Genomic DNA, 26,345 nt, shown 5'->3' with positions numbered 1-26,345 from the left:
GCCCCAAACAAAACTCTCACCCCCCCCCCAGCAACTCGAAGCCCCTAGTCCCGCAAATCAGACTCGTGAATCGGGTTGGCCCTGCTCGTGGCGCGTTGGTATTGCGCCGGCCAGGTGGCCTTGTTGCCGCCCAGATCGTCGTCGGCGTGCAGTGGCCAGTACGGGTCGCGCAGCAGTTCGCGGGCCAGGAAGATAATGTCGGCCTGGCCGGTGCGCAGGATGTGCTCGGCCTGGGCCGGTTCGGTGATCATGCCCACCGTGCCGGTGGCCATTTCCGATTCCTTGCGCACGCGCTCGGCAAAGCGGGTCTGGTAGCCGGGGCCGGTAGGGATCTCGGCGTTGACCGAGGTGCCACCAGAAGAAACATCGATCAGATCCACGCCCAAACTCCGCAGGCGGCGAGCCAGTTCAACGGTTTCATCCGGGTTCCAGCCATCTTCTACCCAATCGGTAGCCGATACCCGCACGAACAGCGGTAATTCGGCAGGCCAGGCCTTGCGCACGGCGTCGACCACCTCCAAGGTCAGGCGGATACGGTTTTCGAAGCTACCGCCATATTCGTCACGGCGCTGGTTGCTCAGCGGTGACAGGAACTGGTGCAGCAGGTAGCCATGGGCAGCATGGATTTCCACCACCTTGAATCCAGCCTTCAAGGCGCGTTCGGTCGAGGCGACGAAAGCGGCGATTACATCCTGGATCTCGTCCTGGCTCAGCTCGCGTGGAGGCGTGTGCTGCGGATCGAAGGCGATCCTCGATGGCCCCACCGGCTGCCAGCCGCCCTCCTCCAGTTTGACGCTGCCTGGTTTGCCAAGCCACGGGCGGTAGGTACTGGCTTTGCGCCCGGCGTGAGCCAGCTGAATGCCAGCCACGGCGCCCTGGGCACTGATGAAGCGGGTGATGCGCTGCAACGGCGCTATCTGGGCGTCGTCCCACAGGCCCAGGTCTTCGGCGGTGATCCGGCCATCGGCGGTCACCGCCACGGCTTCAGTGATTACCAGGCCGGCGCCACCGACGGCGCGGCTGCCTAAATGGACGAGATGCCAGTCGTTGGCCAAGCCATCGACGGCGGAATACTGGCACATTGGTGACACGGCGATGCGGTTGGGCAAGGTCAGCTGACGCAGGGTGTAAGGCTCGAGCAGCAGGCTCATGAGGGCACCTCCCAAGGACTCCAATGGTGATCCGGCCTGGACACTCAAGTGCACATCCCTGGCCCGGTGCCGGTCATTAATGAGACTAGACCAGATTGGTGGGGGGGAAGGTTCTGTGGGATGGCGAGGGGTTCGCCGAAAGGTTTGCAGCGCCTGTGAGATCGAGCGCCGCCCGCGCGGCGCATCGCGGATAAATCCGCTCCTACATCTGTTTCGGGCCAATCACTCCTGTGCCGCCAACAGGGACCGCCTTGATGCATGGCTGAAGACCGATGAAAAGCAGTGGTGCCCACCTCGATATCGAAGGGAACAAACAAGGCGAACAGCGGTGGCCTCACAGGAGTGACTGGCCCGAAACAAACTGTAGGAGCGGATTTATCCGCGATGCGCCGCGCGGGCGGCGCTCCTGCAAGAATCAAGGCAGGCACTTAATGGCCTTAGTACGGCCCCGGGATTTCTGAATGGTCCGACGCATGTATCAGACGTTTCCTGCACATATGAGCTGGCGATGCCTTTAAGCGCTAGGGTAGTACCACCCACGACAACCCTTTCCACCCGGCCTACCGGGCATCTTAGAAAAATCCTACAGCCTATTACTTAAAGTTCTACGTTCTCTTGGGAAATTCTTCTCAAGCAACATCTCCCTCCTCCTATCGCTGTTCTGCCTCTCAAATACTATTGTCCATCACGTCACGGCGACCAATGAAGCCAATCACACAGTTCGCACAAACCCGACCTCCACGCTCGCGAGTTGAGTCAATGACGGATATCCCCTTTACAGAAAAACCGAAAGTATTAGATAAGTTTATTACTGAACACGAGCAAAATTTACTCACAAATTCATTTTCGGGTGCAATATGGAGATATGGCTGGCCCATTAATACAATTCCCCTCGCACGTCCTTGCTGGCACATCTTCATAGCCGGTAGCAAACGTACCTCACTGGAGTGCTGCGAGCATGAACTGGCCAGCGACAGCCATTGGGGCTTTCTACTTGATATTTGGAGGCGCACGCAGCTTGCTCACATGCGTGACTGTTTGCTGCTGGGTGTTTACGCAAACGGCCAGACTTTCGGCCAAGACAGTCCTATTCATAGAGATAACAAATCAATTGAACCAGGAAAAACCGCAGTCCTCTTCTGCAATGCCCAGTGGGAAACCACATGGGGCGGCGAACTGATTCTATTCGATCAGCAGAAGAATGACACCATCGCTGCCATACAACCAAAGCCGGGACGCATAGCGATTTTCGACGGACACATACCGCACAGAGCCAGAGCGCCCACCGTTGACTGCGACAAATTGCGAATCACTATCGCTTTCAAGACCATGAATAAGGATATTAAACAATGAGCACACGCGCCGAACTGATAGTAGCAGTAATAGATAAAACGGCAAAACCCATCAATCAAACTGGGGGAGCAGCAGCAATCCACGACCAATTCAACACAGATAAAACCGGATTTTCACTAGTCATCCAAACAGCACAGACAACTACGGCGATAGCCTCAGTAGGCTCCGTCACTCACCTCCCGATAGGTGCTGTACCCTTCATTAACATTGTTACCAATACCCTTTCTGGCACCGTGACCTTCCTGAAAGTCGCGGCAGACCTCAAAGAGGCGCGGAAATTAAGAGCGGAGATGTCATAAGTTTGGCAAGCAACGTCGCAGGCATCGTGGCCTCGTTCGCCATTCTGGCCGGAGCACCTTTAATTGCTGGAGGGGCCACAGTCGTGGGCGTAACCGCCACACTCTATAGCATCTTCAATTCTGACCTGGCTAAAGCAGCTTACGACAAGATGGCTCCACTCTTTACCAGCCTGCTGAGTCAAGGTGACCTTACTGGTTTTACCGCGCCACGGATTGCGCCTGACTTCACACTCGCTTCACCTGACCAGATACTTTCCACCCACCAGGGAATGATCACAACCGTTAACTGGAACCCTGACTCTTCAGAAATATCCCTAGGCACCGAACCACTAAGTTTTCCAGATAGCAGCCAGGCTCACACCGCCCCAACAGGGAGCGAGACTTTCAATTCAACGCAACCGCCTCCCCTTAGCGGAAACTCCAGCAGCAACTCAGTAGCGGTGACATCTACCCCTGACATACCTGCCCCTGACGCAACACTGACTATAAGCATAGAAAGTATAGATGGTATAAAGCCACCCGACCAAGCACCATCAATTACCGTACCTATTGACGACAACCAGGACAATCAAGATAACTACATATGCTGTAGCAGCGCGCAGCAGGATCAGTACTTCTAGCCAACCTGTAAAACCCTCCACGCCGTAACGAGCCGATATGAATATCTGGCAGCAATCGCTAAAACTCATACGTGAACTCCCGCCTCACAAATAAGCCAAAGCGCTATTAATAGGCGGACTTATAAATCTCACCCTAGGCACCAGCTTCACATTCATGTGGCGCGAACACAAAAACACCAATGAAGAGTTATGGTCGCGAGTTCCAGCCTTTCTCACCTCCAAGCCTGAAACCTGGGATAGCGACAAATCTCTTTATACGTTCAGCATCAAGTTTAAAACTTCAAATGGAAAGCACCACAACGCTCATCTTTATGCAGACAAAGTATACTATGATGCAGCGAGCCTGGACCTAAATACGCCACTCTTTGTTGACATAGCAACCTCTAAAAGCGCTGTAACGGCTCAGCGCTTAATCGCTCCTAATGGAATGTTTCTTTATGATTCTGCAATGGCGGCACATGTCACCAATGTAAGAAACCGGGAGACCACACTAGCAGTTATCATTTTCTCATTTAGCGGCATCAGCATCTTGATTGCGGCAGCGGCGATCTACTACCGCTCCAGAAAGGAGTGCAACTGAACCTGAGCAGCACCTGGGAGATCGAGCGCCGCGCGGGCGGCGCTCGATTTGTGCCCCAGCGCAAGATCCAAGGCAGGCACCTGACGCTAAACTCAGCGCGGCTCCATATGCGCAATCATCAACTGCACACTCTCATTACCGCGAAACTCGTTCACATCCAGCTTGTACGCCAACTCCACCCAGCGCACCGTCGGGTTTGGCCACACTTCGCGGTCAATGCCGAAGGCAATGCCATCCAGCCGCACCGAGCCACATTCGCTCTTGAGCACCACTTTCAGGTGCCGTTCGCCAACCACACGCTGCTCCACCAACTGGAACATGCCATGGAACAGCGGCTCCGGGAAGTGCTGGCCCCAAGGCCCGGCGTGGCGCAGGGCCTTGGCCAGGTCGAGGTGGAATTCCTCGACCGCCAGGCTACCGTCGGATAACAGCCGGCCGGTCAGGTCTTCTTCGCGCAGTTGACGCCGCACCTCTTCATCGAACGCCTCGGCAAATGCCGGGAAATTGGCCTCGGGCAACGATAACCCTGCCGCCATGGCGTGGCCGCCGAACTTGCTGATCAACTGCGGATGGCGCGCCGCCACGGCATCCAGCGCATCGCGAATATGGAAGCCCGGCACCGAACGCGCCGAGCCTTTGAGCATGCCATCACCAGCATCGGCGAAGGCGATGGTCGGCCGGTGGTAACGCTCCTTCAAGCGCGAAGCCAGAATACCGATCACGCCCTGGTGCCAGTCGGCATCGAACAGGCACAACCCATACGGCATCGACTCGACCGGCAGGTCCTTGAGTTGGGCCAGGGCTTCGCGCTGCATGCCCTGCTCGATGGACTTGCGGTCCTGGTTCAGGTCATCCAACTGCTGGGCCATGTCCTGGGCCAGCGCCGCGTCCTCGCACAGCAGGCATTCGATGCCCAGGCTCATGTCGTCCAGGCGCCCGGCGGCATTCAACCGTGGGCCGAGGATGAAACCAAGGTCAGTCGAAGTGATGCGCCGGTGATCGCGCCGCGCCACCTCAAGGATGGCCTTGAGGCCGGGCCGGGCGCGGCCGGCGCGGATGCGCTCGAGGCCTTGGTGCACCAGAATGCGGTTGTTGGCATCCAGCGGCACCACGTCAGCAACACTGCCCAGCGCCACCAGATCGAGCAGCTCGCCAATGTTCGGCTGTGGCTGCGCCTCGTAGCGCCCAAGGCTGCGCAAGCGAGCGCGCAGGGCCATCAACACATAGAAGATCACCCCTACTCCGGCCAGTGACTTGCTTGGAAAGCTGCAGCCCGGCTGGTTGGGGTTGATGATGGCATCGGCGTCGGGCAACTGCTCGCCCGGCAGGTGGTGGTCGGTGACCAGCACCTTGAGCCCGGCGGCCTTGGCCGCCGCCACCCCGTCGACACTGGAAATGCCGTTGTCCACGGTAATCAGCAACTGCGGCTGGCGCTGCAGCGCCACCTCGACGATTTCCGGGGTCAGGCCGTAGCCGTACTCGAAGCGGTTGGGCACCAGGTAATCGACATGGGCCGCACCCAGCAGGCGCAGGCCCAGCACCCCGACGGTGCTGGCAGTGGCACCGTCGGCATCGAAGTCGCCGACGATGAGGATGCGCTGGCGCTGGTCGATGGCTTCGACCAGCAGGTCCACACCGGCCTCGATGCCCTTGAGCTGCTGGTACGGCAGCAGGCGTGCCAGGCTTTTGTCCAGCTCGGCCTCGCTCTGCACGCCGCGCGCGGCGTAAAGGCGGGTCAGCAAGGGTGGCAGGTTACCCAGAAATGGCAGGGTCGGCGGCAGCGGGCGAGGTTCGATACGCATGGGTTGCTTCAACCACGCTCGCCGAGCAGCCACTGCAGTTGGACTTCATGCTGGCCACGGTCGTCAGTCACGAATACCGTACCTTCACTGATCATCACGTCCCACTTGATGCTACGCGGCATGTCGGTCGCCAGGGTTTCCAGCACCTCTTGCGGCACTGCGGCAATGCTCAGGTTTTTCAGGTTCTTTACCGCGCTCACCACTTTACCCTCCCACACTCGCAGGCTGCCGTAAGCCAGCAAGCTGGTGCGTTCGGTACGGCGCGAGCACCAGGTCAGGCGATCGGCATCGGGCTGGCCAACTTCAATCCAGTGCAGCACGCGATCGTCCAGGCTCTTTTCCCACAGCGCCGGTTCATCGACATCCGACAGGCCGCGGCCAAACGACAAGTTCTCGTTGTACCAGAGCGCGTACGCCAACAAACGAACGGCCATACGCTCTTCGGTTTCCGAAGGGTGCCGAGCGATAGTCTGTTTGACGCTTTCGTAGACGTTGCGATCAAGGTCGGTGAGATTCAATTCGAACTTGTAGGTGGTGGACGGCTGGGCCATGGTCGACGGGCTTCGTGCAAAAGAAAGTGGCACAGTCTACCCCATCCGCACCTTCCATGCCCCGCAGCAGTACCCGGCGAAACCGACGTGTGATAAAACCACGGCTCTGCCCAACTGCCACGGATACCCCATGTCGACGCCCAGCAAACCCCTCGCCGGCCTTAAAGTTGTCGAACTCGGTACCCTGATCGCCGGGCCGTTCGCCTCGCGCATCTGTGCCGAATTCGGCGCTGAAGTGGTCAAGGTCGAATCGCCCGACGGCGGCGACCCGCTGCGCAAGTGGCGCAAGCTGTACGAGGGCACCTCGCTGTGGTGGTTCGTGCAGGCCCGCAACAAACAGTCACTCACCCTCAACCTCAAGCACCCCGAGGGCCGCGACATCCTCAAGCGCCTGCTGGCCGAGGCCGACATCCTGATCGAAAACTTCCGCCCGGGGGTGCTGGAGAAACTCGGCCTGGGGTGGGATGTACTGCATGCGCTGAACCCGCGCCTGGTGATGGTGCGCCTGTCGGGCTTTGGCCAGACCGGGCCGATGAAAGACCAGCCAGGCTTCGGTGCCGTAGGCGAGTCGATGGGCGGCCTGCGCTACATCACCGGTTTCGATGACCGCCCCCCGGTGCGCACGGGGATTTCCATCGGTGACTCGATTGCTGCCCTGTGGGGGGTGATCGGCGCGCTAATGGCGCTGCGCCACCGGGAAGTCAATGGCGGCCAGGGCCAGGTGGTGGACGTGGCCCTGTACGAGGCGATCTTTGCCATGATGGAGAGCATGGTCCCGGAGTTCGATGTGTTCGGTTTTATCCGCGAACGCACCGGCAACATCATGCCTGGCATCACACCTTCCTCCATCCACACAAGCGCCGACGGCAAGCATGTACAGATCGGCGCCAACGGTGATGCGATCTTCAAGCGCTTCATGCAGGCCATCGGTCGCGACGACCTGGCCAATGACCCCACCTTGGCCAGCAACGACGGCCGCGACCTGCGTCGTGACGAGTTGTACGGGGTAATCGACCGCTGGGCCAACAGCCTGCCACTGGAGCAACTGATGCAGGTGCTGACCACCGCCGAAGTGCCGGCCAGCCGTATCTATTCGGCCGAAGACATGTTCAACGACCCCCAGTACCTGGCGCGCGAGATGTTCCTGCAGGCCAAGCTGCCGGATGGCAAGCCATTCCACATGCCCGGTATCGTGCCCAAGCTGTCGGAGACTCCCGGCTCTAGCGAATGGGTCGGCCCGGCCTTGGGCGAGCATACCGAGGCGCTGCTCGGCAGCCTGGGCTACGACGCAGCGGCCATCGCCAGCCTGCGTGCAGCGGGCACGGTCTGAACCTGGGGCTTCTGTCTCCATGTACGCAATCCGCTGCCTACGCCTTCTGGTCCTGCTCTGCGGGCTTTTGCCCGCGTTGCTGTTGCAGCCAGCGAGCGCCAAGGAGCACCTCTTCTGGCTGGTGCGTGACCTGCCACCGTTCACCATTTTTGATGGCCCGGAAGAAGGCCGGGGGGTGATCGACCAGTTGTTACCGCTGCTGATCAGGCAGATGCCCGAGTACGAGCACAGCATCGTGCGGGTCAACCGCGCCCGCGGCCTGCAGATGCTGCAAGACCGTGACACCTTCACCTGCGACCCAACCGTGCTGTGGACCCCGAAACGGGCCGAGTATGTGCATTTTTCCGTTCCATCGCTGGGCGCGCTCAGCGGTGGCCTGGTGTTGCGCAAGGAAAACCAGGCGCTGGTGGCACCCTACCTCGACGGCCAGCAGGTGGACCTGAATGGCCTGCTGAGCAAGGCCTCGCTGAAGCTGGGGATTGTCGCCGAGCGCAGCTATGGCACCCAGATTGACACCATCCTGAGCCAGTTGCCCGACAGCACGCTCAGCCGGCACTACGGCAACGAGGCCACCGCCAACCTGCTGCAAATGCAGCAACTGGGGCGTCTGCGCCTGGTGCTCGGCTACTGGCCAGAGGTGCGCTACCTGATCGAACAACAAGGCGGGTCACTGGCTGACTACCAGTTTCATACTGTGCAGGGCGTGAATCGCTACCAGTTTCTGCATGTGGGATGTTCAGATAACGAACGGGGGCGTGCGGCAGTTGCACACATCGACCAGTTGTTGCCTGCCCTGCGCCGGGATGTATTGCCAGGGTTGTATGCCCGCTGGCTGGACCTTGCATTGCGGGAAGACTACCTGAAGGACAGCCGTCTTTTCTTTGAGGACAGATAAGCCCACCCGGCATGCACCGTCGTTGCAGGAGCAGCCTTGGGAATAGGTGCCTGCCCGGAAAAAGAAACCCCGGGCGTTGGGGAAGACGCCCGGGGCCAAGCGAAAGCCCTTGAGGACTTCCCGTGACAGCCTTGCCAGCGCCGGAGCAAAGCACTGGCTAGCTGCCCCTACACTGTCTGATAAGCCACTCAGGCAAAGGTTCCCTGCGGTTGCTGGCGATGCTGCAATGCCGCGATCACACAAGGCTGCAACCGGCCCTCGGCTATTTGCAGGTCTCGGTGCAAGCCGTCCACGAGGTCGATCAACAGGCGTTGCTCCTGCAATTGGCGCTCGCTGACCGTGCGCTGCAAGGTAATACCCGAGAGGCGGTCGTGAACGGTCAGTTGGCGATTACCGCCGGGATCGGCGATGCCGAGGTGGGTCTGATAGGGCGTCAGGGCTTCGTTGAGCAGGCTGCAGATTCTTTCCATCCGGATCACTCGCTGCGTGGTGGGACCTAAAGTGACTGACCAGCAGGCGCCGCAAAAAGTTCGTCAAACCACGCCCGCTTCAGTGAGCATGCGGGGCTGGCATGACAGTTTGAATACGCCTCCCTGGGCGCACCTGCAGTGTTTGCAAGGCATGCTGCAGGCGTGGCATTGACAGCGGCCAGGGCAACTCGTCGAGCACCCACATGCCGCGTTTTCTGGCCTCTTGGGCAAGGTTTTGACGCTTTGGGGCAGGCTTGCCGACGAACAGCAATGCGCGCACTCGCCGCTGCTGGGCGAGCAAAGCAAGGCCGGCCCGGGCTGGCATGGCGTGGTCGAGGATCAGCAAGTCAGGACGACGTTCAGCGCAGAGGCAGGCGTCAAGGTCAGCGACGCTTTCGCTGATGCGCACGTTGAACACACCTTGGCCGTTGAGGGCCTGGTGCAAGAGGATCTGGTGGGACGGGCGAGCCTGGTGGATTAACACATAGGGCTGGTGCATGAGCCGCTCCTGGTGGGAGGACCGGCTAATTTATGCTTGGCACTCGGCGGACCGAATAGGATGTTTCTGATAGGCCCGAGGGAAAAGGCTGAGACTTTGGGGCCGCTCTGCAGCCCCAAAAGCAATGCTATTACAGCGGCTTGCCGCGGTTGCCGTGCTGGCTGACAAAGCCCTGTACAGCCTTCAGGTCATTGGCCAGTACCGTGCAACGCTCTTCACGGCTGAACAGGTCGCTGAGGTGCGCGGGTAGTTCCAGCGCCTTGCCCACACCGGCCTTCTCCACCGCGTCCGGGAACTTGACCGGGTGCGCAGTACCCAGCACCACCATTGGCGTGTCCAGGCTGCGGCGGCACTCGCGGGCAGCCTTGACGCCAATGGCAGTATGCGGGTCGAGCACTTCACCGGTGGCGGCGAACACTTCTGCGATGGTCTCGCAGGTTTGCTCGTCGCTGACAGCCAGCGAGTCGAACAGTTTGCGGGCTTCGGTCCAGCGGTCTTGTTCGACGCTGAAGCCGCCACCTTGCTTGAAGTTGGCCATCAGCTCGGCAATCGCACCACCGTTGCGGCCATGCAGGTCGAACAGCAGGCGCTCGAAGTTGGACGAGACCATGATGTCCATCGACGGCGACAGGGTGGCGTGCAGGGTTTCCTTGACGTACTGGTTGCCGCTCATGAAGCGGTGCAGGATGTCGTTGCGGTTGGTGGCGACGATCAATTGGCTGACCGGCAGGCCCATGTTGCGCGCCAGGTAGCCGGCGAAGATGTCGCCGAAGTTGCCGGTTGGTACCGAGAACGCCACCGAGCGCGCCGGGCCACCCAGCTGCAGGGCTGCATGGAAGTAGTAGACGATCTGGGCCATGATCCGCGCCCAGTTGATCGAGTTGACGGCGACCAGGCGGGTGCCCTTGAGGAACGACTGGTCGGCGAAACTGGCCTTGACCATTTCCTGGCAGTCGTCGAAGTTGCCTTCGATGGCGATGTTGTGGATGTTGTCGCCAAAGATGGTAGTCATCTGGCGGCGCTGCACTTCCGACACTCGCTGGTGCGGGTGCAGGATGAAGATGTCGACGTTGTCGCAACGGCGGCAGCCTTCGATCGCGGCGGAACCGGTATCACCGCTGGTGGCACCGATGATGACCACGCGCTCGTTGCGCTTGGCCAGCACATGGTCAAGCAGGCGACCGAGCAACTGCAGGGCAAAGTCCTTGAACGCCAGGGTCGGGCCGTGGAACAGCTCCAGCACCCACTCGTTGCTGTTCAACTGACGCAACGGGGCGACCGCAGCGTGGGCGAACTCGCCGTAGGTTTCTTCGAGGATCTTCTTGAAGTCGGCGTCGGCGATGCTGCCTTCGACGAACGGGCGCATCACGCGGAAGGCCAGCTCGTGATAGGGCAAGCCGGCCCAGGAGGCGATTTCTTCCTGGGTGAAGCGTGGCAGGTTTTCCGGTACGTAAAGCCCGCCGTCGCTGGCCAGGCCAGCCAGCAGCACGTCTTCGAAATTCAGGGCCGGTGCCTGGCCGCGGGTACTGATATAGCGCATGGGTGCAAACCTTCGATGCTGGGGCCGGGGCCGCGCGGGCGGCCCGTCGGCAAATATTTGTTAGTTGAGCTGCTCGACGCGAATGCGCACAACCTTGCCGACCACGTCCTGCAGGGCTTCCAGGGCGACGATGGCGTCGTTGATACGCTGCTCGACCACGCCATGGGTCACCAGGATCATTGGTACCAGGCCGTCCTGCTCCTCGGCTTCCTTCTGCATGATCGACTCGATGTTGATACCACGCTCCGAGAGGATGCTGGCGACCTGGGCCAGTACGCCCGGGTGATCCTTGGCCTGGATGCGCAGGTAGTAGGCGCTTTCGCAGGCTTCGATCGGCAGGATCGGGTGGGCCGACAGCGAGTCTGGCTGGAAGGCCAGGTGCGGCACGCGGTTTTCCGGGTCGGAAGTCATGGCACGGACTACGTCGACCAGGTCGCCGACCACTGACGAAGCGGTAGGCTCCATACCCGCGCCGGCACCGTAGTACAGGGTGGAGCCGGCAGCATCACCGTTGACCATGACAGCGTTCATCACGCCGTTGACGTTGGCGATCAGGCGGTCGGCCGGGATCAGCGTCGGGTGCACGCGCAGCTCGATACCTTCCGCGGTGCGACGAGCCACACCCAGGTGCTTGATGCGGTAGCCCAACGCCTCGGCATAGTTCACGTCTGCCGTTGTCAGCTGGGTGATGCCTTCGGTGTAGGCCTTGTCGAACTGCAGCGGGATACCGAACGCGATGGACGCCAGGATCGTCAGCTTGTGCGCAGCGTCAATGCCTTCTACGTCAAAGGTCGGATCGGCTTCGGCGTAGCCCAGCGCCTGGGCTTCGGCCAGCACGTCCGGGAAGGCACGGCCCTTCTCACGCATTTCGGTGAGGATGAAGTTGCCGGTGCCGTTGATGATGCCAGCCAGCCAGTTGATGCGGTTGGCCGACAGGCCTTCGCGGATGGCCTTGATCACCGGGATGCCACCGGCTACGGCCGCCTCGAACGCGACAATCACACCCTTCTCGCGGGCTTTGGCGAAAATTTCGTTGCCGTGCACGGCAATCAGCGCCTTGTTGGCGGTGACCACGTGCTTGCCGTTTTCGATGGCCTTCAGCACCAGGTCGCGGGCGATGGTATAGCCACCGATCAGCTCGATGACAATGTCGATCTCCGGGTTGCTTGCAACTTCGAACACGTCAGCGGTAATGGGGGTACCGGTAATCTGGCAGTTCGGGTTCTGCGAGCGCATGGCGATCTGTGCCACTTCAATACCGCGCCCGGCACGGCGGGCAATCTCCTCGGCGTTGCGCTGAAGTACATTGAAGGTTCCGCCACCGACGGTCCCCAACCCACAGATGCCTACTTTGACCGGTTTCACTGTGAACTCCCCATTGAACGGCCGACACGTTTGCCGACCGTGAAACTTGCCGTCACCCCATGACGACGGCGTACTGAACTGGATTACTTGGCAAGTGCCAGCTTGGCGACCTGCGGTGCCGGCTGGTAGCCCGGAATGACCTGGCCGCTTTCAAGAACAATGGCCGGCGTGCCGTTGACACCGATCGACTGACCCAGCTGGAACTGCTTGCTGACCGGGTTGGTGCACTTGGCGGCCTTGATTTCTTTACCTTCGACCATTTTATCCATCGCCCCACGGCGGTCGCTGGAGCACCACACCGCCTGCAACTGCTGGTCACCCGACGAACCGAGGCCCTGGCGCGGGAAGGCGACATAGCGCACTTCGATACCGCGACGGTTCAACTCGGGCACTTCGGCGTGCAGCTTGTGGCAGTACGGGCAGGTGGTGTCGGTGAACACGGTGATGTGCGACTTGGTCTCGCCCTTGGCAGGATAAACCACCATCTCGGCGGCTGGAATGCCGTTGATGAGCTTGGCGATACCCTGGCGTTCGGCTTTTTCGGTGAGGTTGACCGGCTTGCCGTCCTGGATCTGGAACAGGTAGCCCTGCATCACGAACTGGCCGTCGGCGCTGGCATACAGCACGCGGCCGCCCTGCAGCTTGACTTCATACAGGCCGTTGAGCGGGCTGCTGGCCACGCTTTCCACGGGCACTTCCAGCTCGAGGTTCTGCAACGATTTACGGATGGCCTGCTCGGCACCGGCGTTGCTATCGGTTGCCGCAGCAACGGCAAAAGTACTGGCCAGTGCCAACGCGGCGGCGGCGAAAAACTGGGTCACGCGCATGGGAACTCCTGAAGGCGGACAGGGGCCGGAGGGCGCCACCTGCGGAAAATACGCGGTGACCGTGCGGCCCTTGGTGCAAACCGCCCAAGCCTACCACATCACGCTGCCCGTGAAGGAGGTCGCAAAGACCGGTCGGCGGAACATGAAAAACATTCATCCACGTGGGTGATGCTGGGCGTGCAACTGCTGCAGACGGGCCTTGGCAACGTGGGTATAGATCTGCGTGGTCGACAGGTCACTATGGCCCAGCAGCATCTGCACCACACGCAAGTCGGCGCCGTGGTTGAGCAGGTGGGTGGCGAAGGCATGCCGCAACGTGTGCGGCGACAGCGGCTTGTCGATGCCGGCAACCCGTGCGTGGTGCTTGATACGGTGCCAGAAGGTCTGGCGCGTCATCTGCTCGCCGCGCTGGCTGGGGAACAGCACGTCGCTGGGCCGGCCGTTGAGCAGTTCGGCGCGGCCATCGCGCTGGTAGCGTTCCAGCCACACCACAGCTTCTTCGCCCATGGGCACCAGGCGCTCCTTGCTGCCCTTGCCCATTACCCGCAGCACACCTTGGCGCAGGTTGACCTGGTCAAGGGTCAGGCTGACCAGTTCGGTGACCCGAAGGCCGCAAGCGTAGAGCACTTCGAGCATGGCACGGTCGCGCTGGCCAATGGCTTCGCCCAGGTCCGGAGCCTGCAGCAAGGCTTCGACGTCGGCTTCGGACAGCGACTTGGGTAGCGGCTTGCCCAATTGCGGCATATCGACCTGCAGGGTCGGGTCAATGGCCACCAGCTTTTCACGCAGCAGATAACGGAAGAAGCCGCGCAGGCCGGACAGGAAACGCGCCGTGGAACGTGGCTTGTAGCCCTGGTCCAGGCGCCAGGCCAGGTGATCGAGGATCAGGTCGCGGCCGGCGTCTGGCAACGATACCGAATGCTCCTGCAACCAGCCATTGAACAGGGCCAGGTCGCTACGGTAGGACACGCGGGTGTTGTCGGACAGGCCTTTTTCCAGCCATAAGGCGTCAAGGAACTGGTCGATCAGGGGGTGGTCGAGGGCGGGCATGAAATCTCGGTGGCAAACGAGGAAATGGCGCTTAGTCTTTCATAACAACGCCGGCATAGGGAGCCCGCATGAACGAACAGCAGATCCTTCTGAGTGTGGGCGGTATCGGCGCAGCAGCGCTCGCCTGCCAGTGGCTGGCCTGGCGCCTGAAGCTGCCGGCGATTCTGTTTCTGTTGTTGGCCGGGATCCTTGCCGGCCCAGCGCTGGGATGGCTCGATCCCGAGGCGCTGTTCGGCCCATTGCTGATGCCGCTGGTGTCGCTGGCGGTAGCGCTGATTCTGTTCGAAGGCAGCCTGACCCTGCACCTGTCGCAGTGGCGCGAGATCGGCAGCGTGGTGCATCGCCTGGTCACGGTGGGTGCACTGGTCACCTGGCTGGTGATTGCACTGGCAACCCACTGGCTGCTCGGGTTCGACTGGCCGCTGGCGATTCTTTTCGGCACCTTGACCCTGGTGACCGGCCCCACGGTGATCGTGCCCATGCTGCGCGTGGTGCGGCCAAAGGCAGCGATCGCGAATATCCTGCGCTGGGAAGGGATCATGATCGACCCGATCGGCGCGCTGCTCGCCGTGGTGGTATACAGCTTCATCATCGCCAGCGCCGAGGGTAACGGCCTGAGCCAGAGCCTTGTTACCTTCGCCGGCGTGATCTTCTGCGGTACCGCCCTGGGCGCGGCTGGGGGCTGGCTGCTGGGGCAAATCATGCGCGAACAGTGGCTACCAGAATACCTGCACAACCTCGCGTCACTGGCGGCGGTACTGGGTATTTTCATCGCCGCCAACCAGATCGTGCACGAGTCGGGGCTGCTGGCGGTCACCGTGATGGGAATGTGGCTGGCCAACATGCGCGGGGTTGATGTGCGACAGATCCTGCACTTCAAGGAAAACCTCAGTGTGCTGCTGATTTCCGGTCTGTTCATCCTGCTGGCTGCACGCCTTGACCTGCATGCCCTGCTAGGCCTTGGCCCTGCCGTGCTGGCACTGTTGCTGGTGATCCAGTTGCTGGCACGCCCCCTCAGCGTCTGGCTGGCCACACTGGGCTCGACACTCAACTGGCGGGAGCGCGCGCTGCTGGCCTGGATTGCTCCACGCGGTATCGTTGCCGCAGCCGTTTCAGCCATTTTTGCCATCCGCCTGGACCAGGCCGGCCACCAGGATGCCTTGCTGCTGGTACCGTTGACCTTCGCGGTAATCATCGGCACGGTGGTACTGCAAAGCGCCACGGCCAGGCCGCTGGCACGCTTGCTCAAGGTCGCCGAACCGGCCCCCAGCGGGTTTCTCATCGTCGGTGCCAACGAGCCGGCCCGGGCCATCGCCAAAACCCTTCAGCAATTGGGCTGCCGGGTTTTGCTGACGGACTCCAGCTGGGAAAACATCCGCGCCGCGCGCATGGACGGGCTCACGACCTATTTTGGCAACCCGGCCTCGCAGCATGCCGACGCCCATCTGGACCTGGTCGGCCTCGGGCACTTGCTGGGCCTCTCTCCTGCCGGCGAAATCAATGCATTGGCCTGCGCCAGGTTCCGTCACGATTTCGGGCACAACCGGCTATTCGTGCTAGCCAGTGGCCTGGAGAAACAACGCAGTGACAAACATCGGGCGGCCGAAGAGCACCGCGGGCATCTATTGGGGGCCAAGCCGATGACCTATTTGCAACTGGCCAACCGCATGCATCAGGGCGCCGAGTTGTATAGCACCACCCTGACCGAAGGCTTTGGCTGGGACGCCTACCAGGCGCTGCATGGCGAGCGTGCACACTTGCTGTTCGCACGCGATGACCATGGCTGGGTTCATGTAGCCAGCCCTGATAACCCGTTGCAGCCACAACCGGGCTGGACCCTGGTGGCATTGATCGAGCCAGCACCGGAGCCGTGACACTCAGGCGCCTGGCAGCACGGGCACCGGGCGCTTGTCCTCGTCGATGGCGACGAAGCTGAAAACCCCATGGATCGCACGGTCACGGCCATCCAGGTACATGTTCTCGACAAACACATCCACCTGCACCTGCAAGCTGGTATTGCCGACCTTGATCACCGTACCCACCAGCTCGACGATCGAGCCCGCCGGAATCGGGTGCTTGAAATCGATGCGGTCGGTAGACACGGTCACCAACGGCAGGCGGCAGAAACGCGTGGCAGCGATGAACGACACTTCGTCCATCCAGGCCAGGGCGGTGCCGCCGAACAGGGTGTTGTGGTGGTTGGTGGTATTGGGGAACACCGCCTTGGTCACGCGGGTAACCGACAGTTCGGTGCGGCGCTGGATTTCCTGGTCTCGGGTAGTCATGGCAATCACATTTTCGGGGGTTCAAAACGCAAAAAAGCAGCCCGAAGGCTGCTTCTTTCTCGCTAGGCGGCCTCGGCCACCGGGCAAACTGTACTCAGGACAGTTTTTCCTTGATGCGAGCGGCTTTGCCGGACAGGTCGCGCAGGTAGTACAGCTTGGCTTTACGCACGTCACCACGACGTTTCACGGCCAGGCTGTCGATTTGCGGGCTGTAGGTCTGGAAGGTACGCTCTACGCCAACGCCGCTGGAGATCTTGCGCACGGTGAAGGCGCTGTTCAGACCGCGGTTACGCTTGGCGATAACGACGCCTTCGAACGCCTGCAGACGGGAACGCTCACCTTCCTTCACTTTAACCTGAACGACAACGGTGTCGCCTGGTGCGAAGGTCGGGATTTCCTTGCTCATCTGCTCGGCTTCGAGCTGCTGGATGATCTTGTTGGTCATGCTGTGCTCCTAAGATGGATACGCGATCCACCATCGATACGTTTAACTATCGTCCCGCTCGCGGAGATATTCCTCGAGCAGCTTCTTCTCTTCTCCAGAAAGCGAGCGACTTTCCAGAAGATCGGCGCGTCGTTCGAAGGTCCTACCAAGGGACTGCTTCATCCTCCAACGCCGGATATGTGCATGGTTGCCACTTAGCAACACGTCGGGAACACGCTGATCCGCATACACCTCAGGCCGGGTGTAGTGCGGGCAATCGAGCAGACCGTCGGTGAAAGAATCTTCTTCCGCCGAGTCCACATGCCCTAAAGCTCCGGGCAGCAGCCGCGTAACCGCATCGATCAGTACCATGGCCGGCAGCTCGCCACCGGAAAGCACATAGTCACCAATCGACCACTCCTCATCGACATGAGCCTCGATAAAGCGCTCGTCGATGCCTTCATAACGACCGGCGATCAGGATCAACGATTCCTGTTCGGCCAGGCCTTTGACCGCCTGCTGAGTCAGCTTGCGGCCTTGTGGCGAAAGGTAGATCACCTTCGCCGCTGCTCCGGTCGCTTGCCTGGCGCTAACCAGGGCGTCTTCCAGAGGCTTGATTTTCATCACCATGCCCGGACCACCGCCAAACGGCCGATCATCTACCGTGTGGTGACGATCTGTGGTGTAGTCCCGCGGGTTCCAGCAAGTCACCTGAAGCAACCCTTGTTTCACCGCGCGGCTGGTAATGCCGTACTCCGTGATGGCCGAGAACATCTCGGGGAACAACGTGATGACGTCTACGCGAAGGTTACCCATCGTTTAGAAGTCCGCGTCCCATTCGACCCGCATCACGCCTGCTTCCAGGTCGATTGCCAGCACACATTGCTCTGTATAGGGCAACAGACGCTCGCGATCATCCAGGCTGCCTGCGCAGGGCTTGACCACCATTACATCGTTCGCACCGGTCTCCAACAGGTGATCGACCTTGCCGAACAGTTGTTCGTCCTGGTTGATGACCTTCAGACCCACCAACTGGTACCAGTAGTACTCGTCGGCAGCCAGGTTGGGCAAAAGGCTCCGCGGGATGCAGATTTCGTAACCGCTCAGAAGACGGGCTTCATCGCGATCGTCGAGACCTTTCAGCTTCACGACCAGGCCCTTTTGGGAGCCACGACCGCTGACCAGCTCGACCTGCTTTACCTTGCCTTCGTGCCGAAGCGTCCAGCGTGGATAATCCAACAGGTTTTCAATCGGATCGGTAAAGGAATACACCTTCACCTCGCCGCGAACGCCGTGAACCGAAAAAATCTTGCCAACGACGATGAGGTCGTCAGCCTTTTCTGGCGTCGCGTTCATACTATTCAGGCAGCGGCCTTGGCAGCTTCCTTCAGCAGCTGAGCAACACGCTCAGACGGCTGTGCACCCTGGCTCAGCCAGTAGGTGACGCGCTCTTGGTTGACCGACAGCTTAACTTCGGCGCCAGCAGCGATTGGGTTGAAGAAACCTACGCGCTCAACGAAACGGCCGTCACGGGCGTTACGCGAGTTGGTCACGGTCAGGTGGTAGAATGGGCGCTTTTTCGAGCCGCCACGGGCCAGACGAATGGTTACCATGTGAACATCGTTCCTATAGTCGGTGCTGCAGTTGATACAGCAGCTGGTACTGCAAATCTGAATGCCAAATAGGCACACGGGTGCCCAAAAGGCCGCATATTCTCGGGGAATACACGGACATTTGCAAATGACTTTTTCGGCAAGGCCTCGCCCTGCCGTCCAGATTTGCCGGTTGCGCCGCGAAATTCGCGGCTGTTGCCCCGCTACAGCGGGGGTTCTGGGCGCCTGCCCGACAAAAGGCAGGCACCCGGATCAGGGGTTACAGCTTTGGCATGCCGCCACCTGGCAGCATCCCACCGAGGCCGCGCATCATCTTGGCCATGCCGCCTTTGGCAGAGAATTTCTTCATCATCTTCTGCATCTGCTTGTGCTGCTTGATCAGCCGGCCGATATCCTGCACCTGGGTACCGGAACCCAACGCAATACGGCGCTTGCGCGAACCGCTGATCAGGTCAGGGTCACGGCGCTCGGCCGGGGTCATGGAGTTGATGATCGCTTCCATCTGCTTAAACTGCTTTTCGGCCGCGCCTTGGGCGTTGCCCATTTGTGAGAGGTTGACCCCACCGATGCTCGGCAGCTTGTCCATCAGGCCGCCGAGGCCGCCCATGTTCTTCATTTGCTGCAACTGGTCGCGGAAGTCTTCGAGGTCGAAGCCCTTGCCCTTCTTCAGCTTCTTGGCCAGCTTGTCGGCCTTGGCCTTGTCGATGGTCTGCTCGGCCTGCTCGATCAGGCTGAGCACGTCGCCCATGCCGAGGATGCGCGAAGCGACGCGGTCGGGGTGGAACGGCTCGAGTGCCTCGGTCTTCTCACCCATACCGATGAACTTGATCGGCTTGCCGGTGATTGCACGGACCGACAGCGCGGCACCGCCACGGGCATCACCGTCGACCTTGGTCAGTACCACACCCGTCAGCGGCAGCGCCTCGCCAAACGCCTTGGCGGTGTTGGCAGCGTCCTGGCCGGTCATGGCGTCGACCACGAACAGCGTCTCGATCGGTTTGACGGCCGCGTGCAGCGCCTTGATCTCGTCCATCATGTCGGCGTCGATGTGCAGACGGCCGGCGGTGTCGACGATGACCACGTCGATGAACTTCAGCTTGGCTTCACGGATGGCGGCTTCGGCGATGGCCACCGGTTTCTGGCTGATATCGGACGGGAAGAAGGTGACGCCAATATCGTTGGCCAGTGTTTCCAACTGCTTGATCGCCGCCGGGCGATAAACGTCGGCAGACACCACCATCACACTCTTTTTCTTGCGCTCCTTAAGGAAGCGCGCCAGCTTGCCGGCGGTGGTGGTCTTACCGGCGCCCTGCAGGCCCGCCATCAGCACCACAGCAGGTGGGGCGGCGTTCAGTGCGAGGTCTTCGTTGGCCGCGCCCATCAGGCTTTCCAGCTCGGCCTGGACGATCTTCACGAAGGCCTGGCCCGGGGTCAGGCTGCGCGACACCTCGGTACCGACTGCACGATCCTTGACGCTGTTGACGAAATCCTTGACTACCGGCAGGGCAACGTCGGCCTCGAGCAGGGCCATGCGCACTTCGCGCAGCGTGTCCTTGATATTGTCTTCGGTCAGCTTGGCCTTGCCGGTGACATGGCGCAGCGTCTGTGACAGGCGGTCGGTCAGGTTTTCGAACATGGTGATCCTTTCAGGCCCAGTAAAGCCGAGGTTTGTCAGGTGCCAGGGGGGAAATACACACCCGCCGGGCACAGCAAGGCGGCGATTATAGCGAAGTGCAGCGGCGACGCACACCTTGGTAGATATTCGGTGCCTGTGCTGGTCTCTTCGCGGGCGCGCCCGCTCCCACAGGATCCTCACTGCTTGCAGGCCTGCGCCATACCTGTGGGAGCAGGCGTGCCCGCGAATGCCCTGACACAACCCTTCAGTCTTCCTAGAGCGGCAGAATCTATGCCAAACTCCGTCTCTTTAAGGCTCGCCACCCAGGACTTATGGTCTCCTCTCCAAGCCTCATCCCCAACCTGATCGCTGCCGGCTTATATATAGCGGCGGCCATCTACCAGGGCTCATACCTGTCTCAGGGCCGCAAGGCCGACAAGCGCCTGCTTGGCCTGCTGGGTGTCATCGCGGTCCTGGCCCAGGCCGGTGCGCTGTTCTTCCAGCTGATCACCCCGCTGGGCCTGAGCCTGGACTTCTTCAGCGCCGCCAGCCTGATCGCCGTGGCCGTCATCTCCCTGACCCTGCTGGCCTGCCTGCGCATACCCGTGGAAAACCTGCTGGTGCTGCTGTTCCCACTGGGTGCGGTGACCGCGCTGATGGCCCAGTTCGCGCCACCCGGTACGGTACCGCTGATCAACGAAGAACCCGGCATCCTTGCGCATATCCTGCTGTCGATCCTGGCCTACGGGCTGTTCACCATCGCGGTGTTCCAGTCGCTGCTGTTGCTGCTGCAGGACCACCAGCTGAAGAACAAGCACCCGTCCGGGCTGATCCGCAACTTCCCGCCGCTGCAAACCATGGAAAGCCTGCTGTTCGGCTTCCTCTGGGCCGGCTGGTGCCTGCTGTCGCTGTCGCTGATCTCCGGCTGGCTGTTCCTCGACAACCTGTTCGCCCAGCACCTGGTGCACAAGACCTTGCTGGCCTGTGTCGCCTGGGTGGTGTTCAGTGTGCTGCTGTGGGGCCGCACCCGCCTGGGCTGGCGGGGCCACATGGCCATCCGCTGGACGCTGGCCGGTTTCTGCCTGCTGATGCTGGCCTATTTTGGCAGCAAGCTGGTTCGCGAATTCATCTTGCATATCTGACGGCCGCCCATGAACACCCTGCCGTACGCACCGCTATTCGGCACTCTGGCACTGGCCCTTTTGTGGTCAGCGCTGTTCACCGCTGTGGATGCTGCCCGCCTGCAGCTCAATGGCGCACTGCGCGCCGGCGAAGACGGCCAGCCCGTGCTGCCAGCCCAGGCCTTGGTGCTGTGCGCCAGCCTGGGCAAGCTGCTGGTACTGGGGCTGGCCTGCCTGGTCGGCCAGCGCCAGAGTGGCGAGCACGGCTTCTGGCTGGCAGGCATGGCCGCCACCCTCGCCTTGCTGGTGTTTGCCGAATACCTGCCGCGACGCCTGGCCCGGCGTAACCCGCAGGCGTTCGTGAGCCTTGGGGCCAGCCTGCTGAAAGTACCCCTCGCCCTGCTGCAGCCACTGGCCTGCCTGCTGGACGGCGCCGCCAAGCTGATTCTGCGCCCGTTCCGTGCACAGCCCACAGCGGTGGCCCTGCACGCGCAGGATGCCGACGACTTCGATGAGGATGAACAGCACGAAGCGCCTCGCCATGGCATGCTCGACGGCCTGCAGTCGCTGGACAAGATCACCGTCAACGACATCCTGGTGCCGCGCAACGAAGTGGATGGTATCAACCTCGACGAGCCGATCGAACGCATCATCGAGCAACTGATCGTCAGCCGCCACACCCGCCTGCCGGTCTACCACAACGACATCAACCAAGTCGAAGCGATTCTCAACACCAAGCTGATCAGTCACCTGCTGCCCAAGGCCGAGCTGACCCTCGAAGCGCTGCACGGCGCCTGCTACGAACCCTATTTCGTACCGGAAAGCACGCCCCTCCAAATGCAGTTGTTGAACTTCCACAAGCAGCAACGCCGCTTGGGCGTGGTCGTGGACGAGTACGGCGAAGTACTGGGTATCGTCACCCTGGAAGACATTCTCGAAGAGATCGTCGGTGAGTTCGAGGACGAACAAAGCCTGGACAACCCGCATGTGCACCCGCAGCCCGATGGCACCTTCGTCATCGATGGCACCGCTTCGTTACGCGAAATCAACCGCACCCTGGGCTGGCACCTGCCCTGCGACGGCGGGCCGAAAACCCTCAACGGGCTGGTTACCGAAGCGCTGGAAAGCATCCCGGAAAGCGCTGTTTGCCTGAAGATAGGCCGTTATCGCCTGGAAATCCTTGAAACAGAGGACAATTGCGCCAGCAAGGTACTGGTGTGGACCGTGACCCGATAGCTATACTCGGGTCACGCTTACCCAGCCCCGCCGTCACGCCTGCTACCCGCACCCGGCGCTCCACGGCCAGTCCGCTCCACTGATATGCCTTGCGGTCCTGCGTCAACACCCCCGAACAGTACCCGCCCCGCCCCTACCCCCCCTTGGGCTATCGTCAGTCGGGCGCACACAACAATACGCTCCGGCGTCCGCGTAACCGTGCCATTTACATGGCATGCCATCGCGGGCCAAGCCCATGGAGCCGGACCAGACTGTCAGGGACCTATTCAATGACAAGCAGCACTTACGCCCAAGCACCCGCCGCGCCAGTCAACTCGCCTGCGCGGGTAGCCACCGCCAGCTTCATCGGCACGGCCATCGAGTTCTATGATTTCTACGTCTACGCCACCGCCGCCGCCTTGGTGATCGGCCCGGTGTTCTTCCCGTCCGGGTCGGGCACCGCGCAAATGCTGGCCGCCTTCCTCACCTTCGGTATCGCCTTCCTCGCCCGCCCACTGGGCTCGGCGTTGTTCGGCCATTTTGGCGACCGCATCGGCCGCAAGTCGACGCTGGTCGCCTCGCTGCTGCTGATGGGCGTATCCACCACCGCCATTGGCGTGCTGCCGGGCTATGACAGCATTGGCGTGTGGGCGCCGATCATTCTCTGCCTGCTGCGTTTTGGCCAAGGCCTGGGCCTGGGGGGCGAATGGGGTGGCGCGGCCTTGCTGGCTACCGAGAACGCTCCGGAAGGCAAACGTGCCTGGTTTGGCATGTTCCCGCAGTTGGGCCCTTCAATCGGCTTCCTGGCTGCCAACGGCCTGTTCCTGACCCTGGCGCTGGTGCTCAGCGACGAGCAGTTCCGCGAGTGGGGCTGGCGTATTCCGTTCCTGCTCAGCGCCGCCCTGGTACTGGTTGGCCTGTATGTGCGCCTGAAGCTCGAAGAGAGCCCGGTGTTTGCGAAGGCCGTTGCCCGCCATGAGCGAGTGAAAATGCCGGTGGTCGACCTGTTCTCGAAATACTGGCTGCCAACCCTGCTGGGCGCTGCGGCCATGGTGGTGTGCTATGCGCTGTTCTACATTTCCACGGTGTTCTCGCTGAGCTACGGCGTGACCACACTGGGCTACAGCCGCGAAACGTTCCTTGGCCTGCTGTGCTTCGCGGTGGTGTTCATGGCACTGGCCACACCGTTGTCGGCCTGGCTCAGTGACCGTTACGGGCGCAAGCCGGTACTGATCGTCGGCGGCCTGCTGGCGATAGCTTCGGGCTTTACCATGGAGCCACTGCTGACCTCGGGATCGACCACGGGCGTGGCGCTGTTCCTGGCCATTGAGCTGTTCCTGATGGGCGTGACCTTTGCGCCGATGGGGGCACTGCTGCCAGAGCTGTTCCCGACTCACGTACGTTATACCGGGGCCTCGGCGGCGTATAACCTGGGCGGTATCGTCGGCGCCTCGGCGGCTCCGTTCTTTGCCCAGAAGCTGGTGAGCATGGGCGGGTTGAGCTGGGTGGGGGGTTATGTGTCGGTGGCGGCGGTGATCAGCCTGATTGCCGTGCTGTGCCTGAAAGAGACGCGCAATACCGCGCTGTAAGCGACTGGGGCCGCTTTGCGGCCCCAGCACTCTCGGATCAGAACTCGACCTTGACCGCCTGAGCTGCACGCGTCGCCTTGGCCCGCGCCAGTTCGACCGATTCGTCACGCGCCAGGCACACACCCATGCGACGGGTACCGTTGATTTCCGGCTTGCCGAACAGGCGAATGGCGGTATCCGGCTCGCTCAGCGCTGCGCCCAGGTTGGCGAAGCTGGTCTGTTGGGACTGGCCTTCGGGCAAGATCACTGCCGAGGCCGACGGGCCGAACTGACGCACCACCGGAATCGGCAGGCCGAGAATGGCGCGGGCATGCAGGGCGAATTGCGACAGGTCCTGGGAAATCAGGGTGACCAGCCCGGTGTCATGCGGGCGCGGCGACACTTCGCTGAACCACACCTGGTCGCCCTTCACGAACAGCTCCACACCAAACAGGCCGCGACCGCCGAGGGCATCGGTGACCGCCTTGGCCACGCGCTGCGATTCGGCCAGCGCCTTCGGGCTCATGGCCTGTGGCTGCCAGGACTCCTGGTAATCGCCCTTCTCCTGACGGTGGCCGACGGGCTCGAGGTAGCTGGTGCCGCCCACGTGGCGCACGGTCAGCAGGGTGATTTCATATTCGAAGTCGATGAAACCCTCGACGATCACCCGACCCTTGCCAGCGCGACCGCCTTCCTGGGCATAGTCCCACGACTTCTGCAGGTCAGCATCGCTGCGCAGCAGGCTCTGGCCCTTGCCCGACGAGCTCATCACCGGTTTGACCACGCACGGGTAACCCAGGTCGGCTACGGCCTTGGCGTAGTCTTCATAGGTGTCGGCGAAGTGGTACGGCGAGGTTGGCAGGTCCAGCTCTTCGGCAGCCAGGCGGCGGATGCCTTCGCGGTTCATGGTCAACTGGGTGGCGCGGGCGGTCGGCACCACGGTAAAACCTTCGTTTTCCAGCTCGACCAGGGTGGCGGTGGCGATGGCTTCGATTTCCGGAACGATGTAGTGCGGCTTCTCGGCTTCGATTACCGCGCGCAGGGCAACGCCATCAAGCATGTTGATCACATGGCTGCGGTGCGCCACCTGCATTGCCGGAGCATTGGCGTAACGGTCGACGGCGATTACTTCGACGCCCAGGCGCTGCAGCTCGATTACCACTTCCTTGCCCAGCTCGCCACAGCCGCAGAGCAGTACACGGGTCGCGGTAGGCGACAATGGGGTTCCGATACGGGTCATTTCAGGTCCTCGAAGGCATCCGGGGCCGCGCCAGACTGGGCGCCACCCGCTGAAAAAGGACCGCTATTCTACACCATCAACCGGCGACGGCGGCCCGCCGTGCGCGAAATGCCATGGCCAGCCACACCGCCGTTACACCGGCGAACTTCGAGGCCATCGCGGTGCCGATCACTGCCGGGGTCAGAGCGCCGATCATGCCGAAGAAAATGAAGGTATCCACCGGGATGCTCAACGCCGAGCTGAGCCACAGGCGGTCGCGCAGGGGCCGACGGGTGATGCTGAACACCAGCCAGTCGATCAGCTCGGAGATGAAAAATGCGCTGGCGCTGGCCAGCGCGATCGCAGGCTCCGACGTGACATAGGACAGCACCAGAGCCACCAGCATGGCGAACAGGGCGCCATGACCGAAGCGGGTCTGCACCATGTCACGCAGGATAAACACCAGGCCGCCCCAGGCGGACCAGATGATGTCCAGGTGCGGGGCACTTGAGAAGGCGTAGTTGATCAGCACTACGCTGCTGATGTAGGCAATCAGATAGAACATGGCGGGCAGTCTGTGGGCAAGCCGCACAGATTACCGCTGGGCCGTTCGCGGGTAAACCCGCTCCCACAGATGTTGTGAGGCACCAAAGGCTGACGCTGTACCTGTGGAAGCGGGCGTGCCCGCGAAGCTGCCACTGCGGTGCATGGCACCGGCTTCGCCGGTGTTCGCCGGCACGCCCGCCCCCACAGGTTCGCGTCAGGCCTGCAAGATGAGGCCGGCTTCTACCGCCCGTTCATGGCAACGCTTGAGCACCGCCCGACGCTCATCATTGTCCATCCGCCCCCAGCGACCAATCTCCGCCACGGTACGCTGGCAGCCGGTGCAGATATCCTGCTCGTCCAGCGCACAAATACTCACACACGGCGAAGCCACCGGCCGCTCGACCACT

Annotated in this window: 27 protein-coding genes; 9 read left to right on the top strand and 18 right to left on the bottom strand. The window is 61.4% G+C overall.

The annotated features are described in order from the left end of the window. Positions 1-44: 44 nt before the first annotated feature. A complete protein-coding gene (locus ACF8EA_RS14120; protein ID WP_021785131.1) occupies positions 45-1,151 on the bottom strand; it encodes an NADH:flavin oxidoreductase/NADH oxidase in 1,107 nt (368 codons plus the stop codon). A 759-nt stretch (positions 1,152-1,910) separates the two neighbouring features. Here ACF8EA_RS14120 and ACF8EA_RS14115 point away from each other — a divergent pair. The 3 genes from ACF8EA_RS14115 (at position 1,911) to ACF8EA_RS14105 (ending at position 4,003) form a co-directional block, all read left to right on the top strand. Beyond that, positions 1,911-2,504 carry a 2OG-Fe(II) oxygenase gene (locus ACF8EA_RS14115; RefSeq protein ID WP_172402836.1) on the top strand — a complete coding sequence of 198 codons (594 nt, stop codon included), beginning with the start codon at positions 1,911-1,913 and terminating at the stop codon, positions 2,502-2,504. Continuing rightward, positions 2,501-2,803 (top strand): hypothetical protein, encoded by a 303-nt coding sequence (locus tag ACF8EA_RS14110; protein WP_392522372.1) that lies wholly within the window; start codon positions 2,501-2,503, stop codon positions 2,801-2,803. Before ACF8EA_RS14115 ends, ACF8EA_RS14110 begins: the two co-directional genes overlap by 4 nt. 774 nt (positions 2,804-3,577) lie before the next feature. Continuing rightward, entirely contained in the window at positions 3,578-4,003 is a 426-nt protein-coding gene (locus ACF8EA_RS14105; RefSeq protein WP_392522370.1) for a hypothetical protein, read from the top strand. Positions 4,004-4,095: 92 nt separating this feature from the next. On the opposite strand, the gene recJ is transcribed toward ACF8EA_RS14105, so the two are convergent. Together recJ and ACF8EA_RS14095 are read right to left on the bottom strand one after the other, a co-directional pair. Then, on the bottom strand, positions 4,096-5,805 hold the full coding sequence (gene recJ / locus ACF8EA_RS14100) for a single-stranded-DNA-specific exonuclease RecJ (RefSeq protein WP_392522369.1): 1,710 nt from the start codon (positions 5,803-5,805) through the stop codon (positions 4,096-4,098). An 8-nt stretch (positions 5,806-5,813) separates the two neighbouring features. Next, positions 5,814-6,356 (bottom strand): YaeQ family protein, encoded by a 543-nt coding sequence (locus ACF8EA_RS14095; protein WP_003252169.1) that lies wholly within the window; start codon positions 6,354-6,356, stop codon positions 5,814-5,816. Positions 6,357-6,486: 130 nt separating this feature from the next. Here ACF8EA_RS14095 and ACF8EA_RS14090 point away from each other — a divergent pair, with 130 nt between their 5' ends. Next, positions 6,487-7,686 carry a CaiB/BaiF CoA-transferase family protein gene (locus ACF8EA_RS14090; protein WP_010952569.1) on the top strand — a complete coding sequence of 400 codons (1,200 nt, stop codon included), beginning with the start codon at positions 6,487-6,489 and terminating at the stop codon, positions 7,684-7,686. A 19-nt stretch (positions 7,687-7,705) separates the two neighbouring features. After that, positions 7,706-8,581, top strand: a complete 876-nt coding sequence (locus ACF8EA_RS14085; protein ID WP_392522368.1) for a TIGR02285 family protein — start codon at positions 7,706-7,708, stop codon at positions 8,579-8,581. Between the two features lie 188 nt (positions 8,582-8,769). Here the strand turns inward: ACF8EA_RS14085 and ACF8EA_RS14080 are convergent, their stop codons facing one another. The 6 genes from ACF8EA_RS14080 to xerD all read right to left on the bottom strand — a co-directional run bounded on the left by ACF8EA_RS14080 (position 8,770) and on the right by xerD (position 14,332). Beyond that, positions 8,770-9,051, bottom strand: a complete 282-nt coding sequence (locus ACF8EA_RS14080; protein ID WP_021785706.1) for a DUF3509 domain-containing protein — start codon at positions 9,049-9,051, stop codon at positions 8,770-8,772. Positions 9,052-9,130: 79 nt separating this feature from the next. After that, positions 9,131-9,550, bottom strand: coding sequence for a response regulator (locus ACF8EA_RS14075; RefSeq protein WP_021785707.1), 420 nt, complete (start codon positions 9,548-9,550; stop codon positions 9,131-9,133). A 130-nt stretch (positions 9,551-9,680) separates the two neighbouring features. Beyond that, complete coding sequence (gene thrC / locus ACF8EA_RS14070) at positions 9,681-11,090, bottom strand: threonine synthase (protein ID WP_003252159.1); 1,410 nt, start codon at positions 11,088-11,090, stop codon at positions 9,681-9,683. Between the two features lie 60 nt (positions 11,091-11,150). Beyond that, a complete protein-coding gene (locus ACF8EA_RS14065) occupies positions 11,151-12,455 on the bottom strand; it encodes a homoserine dehydrogenase (RefSeq protein ID WP_003252157.1) in 1,305 nt (434 codons plus the stop codon). Positions 12,456-12,538: 83 nt separating this feature from the next. Further along, positions 12,539-13,282: a thioredoxin fold domain-containing protein gene (locus ACF8EA_RS14060; protein WP_104962463.1), complete on the bottom strand. Its 744-nt coding sequence runs from the start codon at positions 13,280-13,282 to the stop codon at positions 12,539-12,541. Between the two features lie 153 nt (positions 13,283-13,435). Beyond that, positions 13,436-14,332 carry a site-specific tyrosine recombinase XerD gene (xerD, locus tag ACF8EA_RS14055; protein WP_003252154.1) on the bottom strand — a complete coding sequence of 299 codons (897 nt, stop codon included), beginning with the start codon at positions 14,330-14,332 and terminating at the stop codon, positions 13,436-13,438. A gap of 68 nt (positions 14,333-14,400) precedes the next feature. Here xerD and ACF8EA_RS14050 point away from each other — a divergent pair, with 68 nt between their 5' ends. Continuing rightward, complete coding sequence (locus tag ACF8EA_RS14050) at positions 14,401-16,206, top strand: sodium:proton antiporter (RefSeq protein ID WP_103462987.1); 1,806 nt, start codon at positions 14,401-14,403, stop codon at positions 16,204-16,206. Between the two features lie 3 nt (positions 16,207-16,209). On the opposite strand, the gene ACF8EA_RS14045 is transcribed toward ACF8EA_RS14050, so the two are convergent. The 6 genes from ACF8EA_RS14045 to ffh form a co-directional block, all read right to left on the bottom strand. Beyond that, positions 16,210-16,617 carry an acyl-CoA thioesterase gene (locus ACF8EA_RS14045; RefSeq protein WP_014592194.1) on the bottom strand — a complete coding sequence of 136 codons (408 nt, stop codon included), beginning with the start codon at positions 16,615-16,617 and terminating at the stop codon, positions 16,210-16,212. A 94-nt stretch (positions 16,618-16,711) separates the two neighbouring features. Beyond that, positions 16,712-17,062 (bottom strand): 50S ribosomal protein L19, encoded by a 351-nt coding sequence (rplS, locus tag ACF8EA_RS14040; protein ID WP_003252148.1) that lies wholly within the window; start codon positions 17,060-17,062, stop codon positions 16,712-16,714. Between the two features lie 42 nt (positions 17,063-17,104). Continuing rightward, complete coding sequence (trmD, locus tag ACF8EA_RS14035; RefSeq protein WP_003252146.1) at positions 17,105-17,857, bottom strand: tRNA (guanosine(37)-N1)-methyltransferase TrmD; 753 nt, start codon at positions 17,855-17,857, stop codon at positions 17,105-17,107. 3 nt (positions 17,858-17,860) lie between these two features. Beyond that, the gene (gene rimM / locus ACF8EA_RS14030) at positions 17,861-18,397 is read right to left on the bottom strand and encodes a ribosome maturation factor RimM (protein WP_003252144.1); all 537 of its coding nucleotides are present in this window, start codon (positions 18,395-18,397) and stop codon (positions 17,861-17,863) included. A gap of 5 nt (positions 18,398-18,402) precedes the next feature. Next, a complete protein-coding gene (gene rpsP / locus ACF8EA_RS14025) occupies positions 18,403-18,654 on the bottom strand; it encodes a 30S ribosomal protein S16 (RefSeq protein ID WP_003252142.1) in 252 nt (83 codons plus the stop codon). 259 nt (positions 18,655-18,913) lie between these two features. Further along, complete coding sequence (gene ffh / locus ACF8EA_RS14020) at positions 18,914-20,290, bottom strand: signal recognition particle protein (protein WP_003252139.1); 1,377 nt, start codon at positions 20,288-20,290, stop codon at positions 18,914-18,916. A 311-nt stretch (positions 20,291-20,601) separates the two neighbouring features. Between ffh and ACF8EA_RS14015 the strand changes: the two genes are divergently transcribed. The 3 genes from ACF8EA_RS14015 to ACF8EA_RS14005 all read left to right on the top strand — a co-directional run bounded on the left by ACF8EA_RS14015 (position 20,602) and on the right by ACF8EA_RS14005 (position 24,194). Further along, positions 20,602-21,411: an inner membrane protein YpjD gene (locus ACF8EA_RS14015; protein WP_021785711.1), complete on the top strand. Its 810-nt coding sequence runs from the start codon at positions 20,602-20,604 to the stop codon at positions 21,409-21,411. Between the two features lie 9 nt (positions 21,412-21,420). Continuing rightward, positions 21,421-22,626 carry a transporter associated domain-containing protein gene (locus ACF8EA_RS14010; RefSeq protein WP_103443796.1) on the top strand — a complete coding sequence of 402 codons (1,206 nt, stop codon included), beginning with the start codon at positions 21,421-21,423 and terminating at the stop codon, positions 22,624-22,626. A gap of 269 nt (positions 22,627-22,895) precedes the next feature. Then, positions 22,896-24,194: an MFS transporter gene (locus tag ACF8EA_RS14005; protein WP_021785713.1), complete on the top strand. Its 1,299-nt coding sequence runs from the start codon at positions 22,896-22,898 to the stop codon at positions 24,192-24,194. A 37-nt stretch (positions 24,195-24,231) separates the two neighbouring features. On the opposite strand, the gene purT is transcribed toward ACF8EA_RS14005, so the two are convergent. The 3 genes from purT to ACF8EA_RS13990 all read right to left on the bottom strand — a co-directional run bounded on the left by purT (position 24,232) and on the right by ACF8EA_RS13990 (position 26,344). Continuing rightward, positions 24,232-25,413, bottom strand: a complete 1,182-nt coding sequence (gene purT / locus ACF8EA_RS14000; protein ID WP_392522366.1) for a formate-dependent phosphoribosylglycinamide formyltransferase — start codon at positions 25,411-25,413, stop codon at positions 24,232-24,234. A gap of 76 nt (positions 25,414-25,489) precedes the next feature. Continuing rightward, complete coding sequence (locus ACF8EA_RS13995) at positions 25,490-25,957, bottom strand: VUT family protein (RefSeq protein WP_021785715.1); 468 nt, start codon at positions 25,955-25,957, stop codon at positions 25,490-25,492. A 195-nt stretch (positions 25,958-26,152) separates the two neighbouring features. Continuing rightward, the gene (locus tag ACF8EA_RS13990; RefSeq protein WP_162149608.1) at positions 26,153-26,344 is read right to left on the bottom strand and encodes a DUF1289 domain-containing protein; all 192 of its coding nucleotides are present in this window, start codon (positions 26,342-26,344) and stop codon (positions 26,153-26,155) included. Position 26,345: the final 1 nt, after the last annotated feature.

This window comes from Pseudomonas sp. YQ_5, assembly GCF_043103305.1.
GTDB classification, from domain to species: Bacteria; Pseudomonadota; Gammaproteobacteria; order Pseudomonadales; family Pseudomonadaceae; genus Aquipseudomonas; species Aquipseudomonas putida_Y.
The sequence above is the reverse complement of the archived record's forward strand: the minus strand, read 5'-3'. Positions and strand labels throughout refer to the sequence as shown.

Coding starts and splice junctions, on each gene's coding strand:
- thrC (WP_003252159.1), bottom strand. CDS start 11,090: ATGCGCTATATCAGTACCCGCGGCCAGGCACCGGCCCTGAATTTCGAA.
- ACF8EA_RS14005 (WP_021785713.1), top strand. CDS start 22,896: ATGACAAGCAGCACTTACGCCCAAGCACCCGCCGCGCCAGTCAACTCG.
- ACF8EA_RS14095 (WP_003252169.1), bottom strand. CDS start 6,356: ATGGCCCAGCCGTCCACCACCTACAAGTTCGAATTGAATCTCACCGAC.
- ACF8EA_RS14015 (WP_021785711.1), top strand. CDS start 20,602: ATGGTCTCCTCTCCAAGCCTCATCCCCAACCTGATCGCTGCCGGCTTA.
- purT (WP_392522366.1), bottom strand. CDS start 25,413: ATGACCCGTATCGGAACCCCATTGTCGCCTACCGCGACCCGTGTACTG.
- ACF8EA_RS14085 (WP_392522368.1), top strand. CDS start 7,706: ATGTACGCAATCCGCTGCCTACGCCTTCTGGTCCTGCTCTGCGGGCTT.
- ACF8EA_RS14110 (WP_392522372.1), top strand. CDS start 2,501: ATGAGCACACGCGCCGAACTGATAGTAGCAGTAATAGATAAAACGGCA.
- trmD (WP_003252146.1), bottom strand. CDS start 17,857: ATGGGTAACCTTCGCGTAGACGTCATCACGTTGTTCCCCGAGATGTTC.
- ACF8EA_RS14060 (WP_104962463.1), bottom strand. CDS start 13,282: ATGCGCGTGACCCAGTTTTTCGCCGCCGCCGCGTTGGCACTGGCCAGT.
- ACF8EA_RS14120 (WP_021785131.1), bottom strand. CDS start 1,151: ATGAGCCTGCTGCTCGAGCCTTACACCCTGCGTCAGCTGACCTTGCCC.
- xerD (WP_003252154.1), bottom strand. CDS start 14,332: ATGCCCGCCCTCGACCACCCCCTGATCGACCAGTTCCTTGACGCCTTA.
- ACF8EA_RS14045 (WP_014592194.1), bottom strand. CDS start 16,617: ATGACTACCCGAGACCAGGAAATCCAGCGCCGCACCGAACTGTCGGTT.
- recJ (WP_392522369.1), bottom strand. CDS start 5,805: ATGCGTATCGAACCTCGCCCGCTGCCGCCGACCCTGCCATTTCTGGGT.
- ACF8EA_RS14050 (WP_103462987.1), top strand. CDS start 14,401: ATGAACGAACAGCAGATCCTTCTGAGTGTGGGCGGTATCGGCGCAGCA.
- rimM (WP_003252144.1), bottom strand. CDS start 18,397: ATGAACGCGACGCCAGAAAAGGCTGACGACCTCATCGTCGTTGGCAAG.
- rplS (WP_003252148.1), bottom strand. CDS start 17,062: ATGACCAACAAGATCATCCAGCAGCTCGAAGCCGAGCAGATGAGCAAG.
- ACF8EA_RS14105 (WP_392522370.1), top strand. CDS start 3,578: ATGTGGCGCGAACACAAAAACACCAATGAAGAGTTATGGTCGCGAGTT.
- ACF8EA_RS14075 (WP_021785707.1), bottom strand. CDS start 9,550: ATGCACCAGCCCTATGTGTTAATCCACCAGGCTCGCCCGTCCCACCAG.
- ACF8EA_RS14115 (WP_172402836.1), top strand. CDS start 1,911: ATGACGGATATCCCCTTTACAGAAAAACCGAAAGTATTAGATAAGTTT.
- ACF8EA_RS14010 (WP_103443796.1), top strand. CDS start 21,421: ATGAACACCCTGCCGTACGCACCGCTATTCGGCACTCTGGCACTGGCC.
- ACF8EA_RS13995 (WP_021785715.1), bottom strand. CDS start 25,957: ATGTTCTATCTGATTGCCTACATCAGCAGCGTAGTGCTGATCAACTAC.
- ACF8EA_RS14080 (WP_021785706.1), bottom strand. CDS start 9,051: ATGGAAAGAATCTGCAGCCTGCTCAACGAAGCCCTGACGCCCTATCAG.
- ACF8EA_RS14090 (WP_010952569.1), top strand. CDS start 6,487: ATGTCGACGCCCAGCAAACCCCTCGCCGGCCTTAAAGTTGTCGAACTC.
- rpsP (WP_003252142.1), bottom strand. CDS start 18,654: ATGGTAACCATTCGTCTGGCCCGTGGCGGCTCGAAAAAGCGCCCATTC.
- ffh (WP_003252139.1), bottom strand. CDS start 20,290: ATGTTCGAAAACCTGACCGACCGCCTGTCACAGACGCTGCGCCATGTC.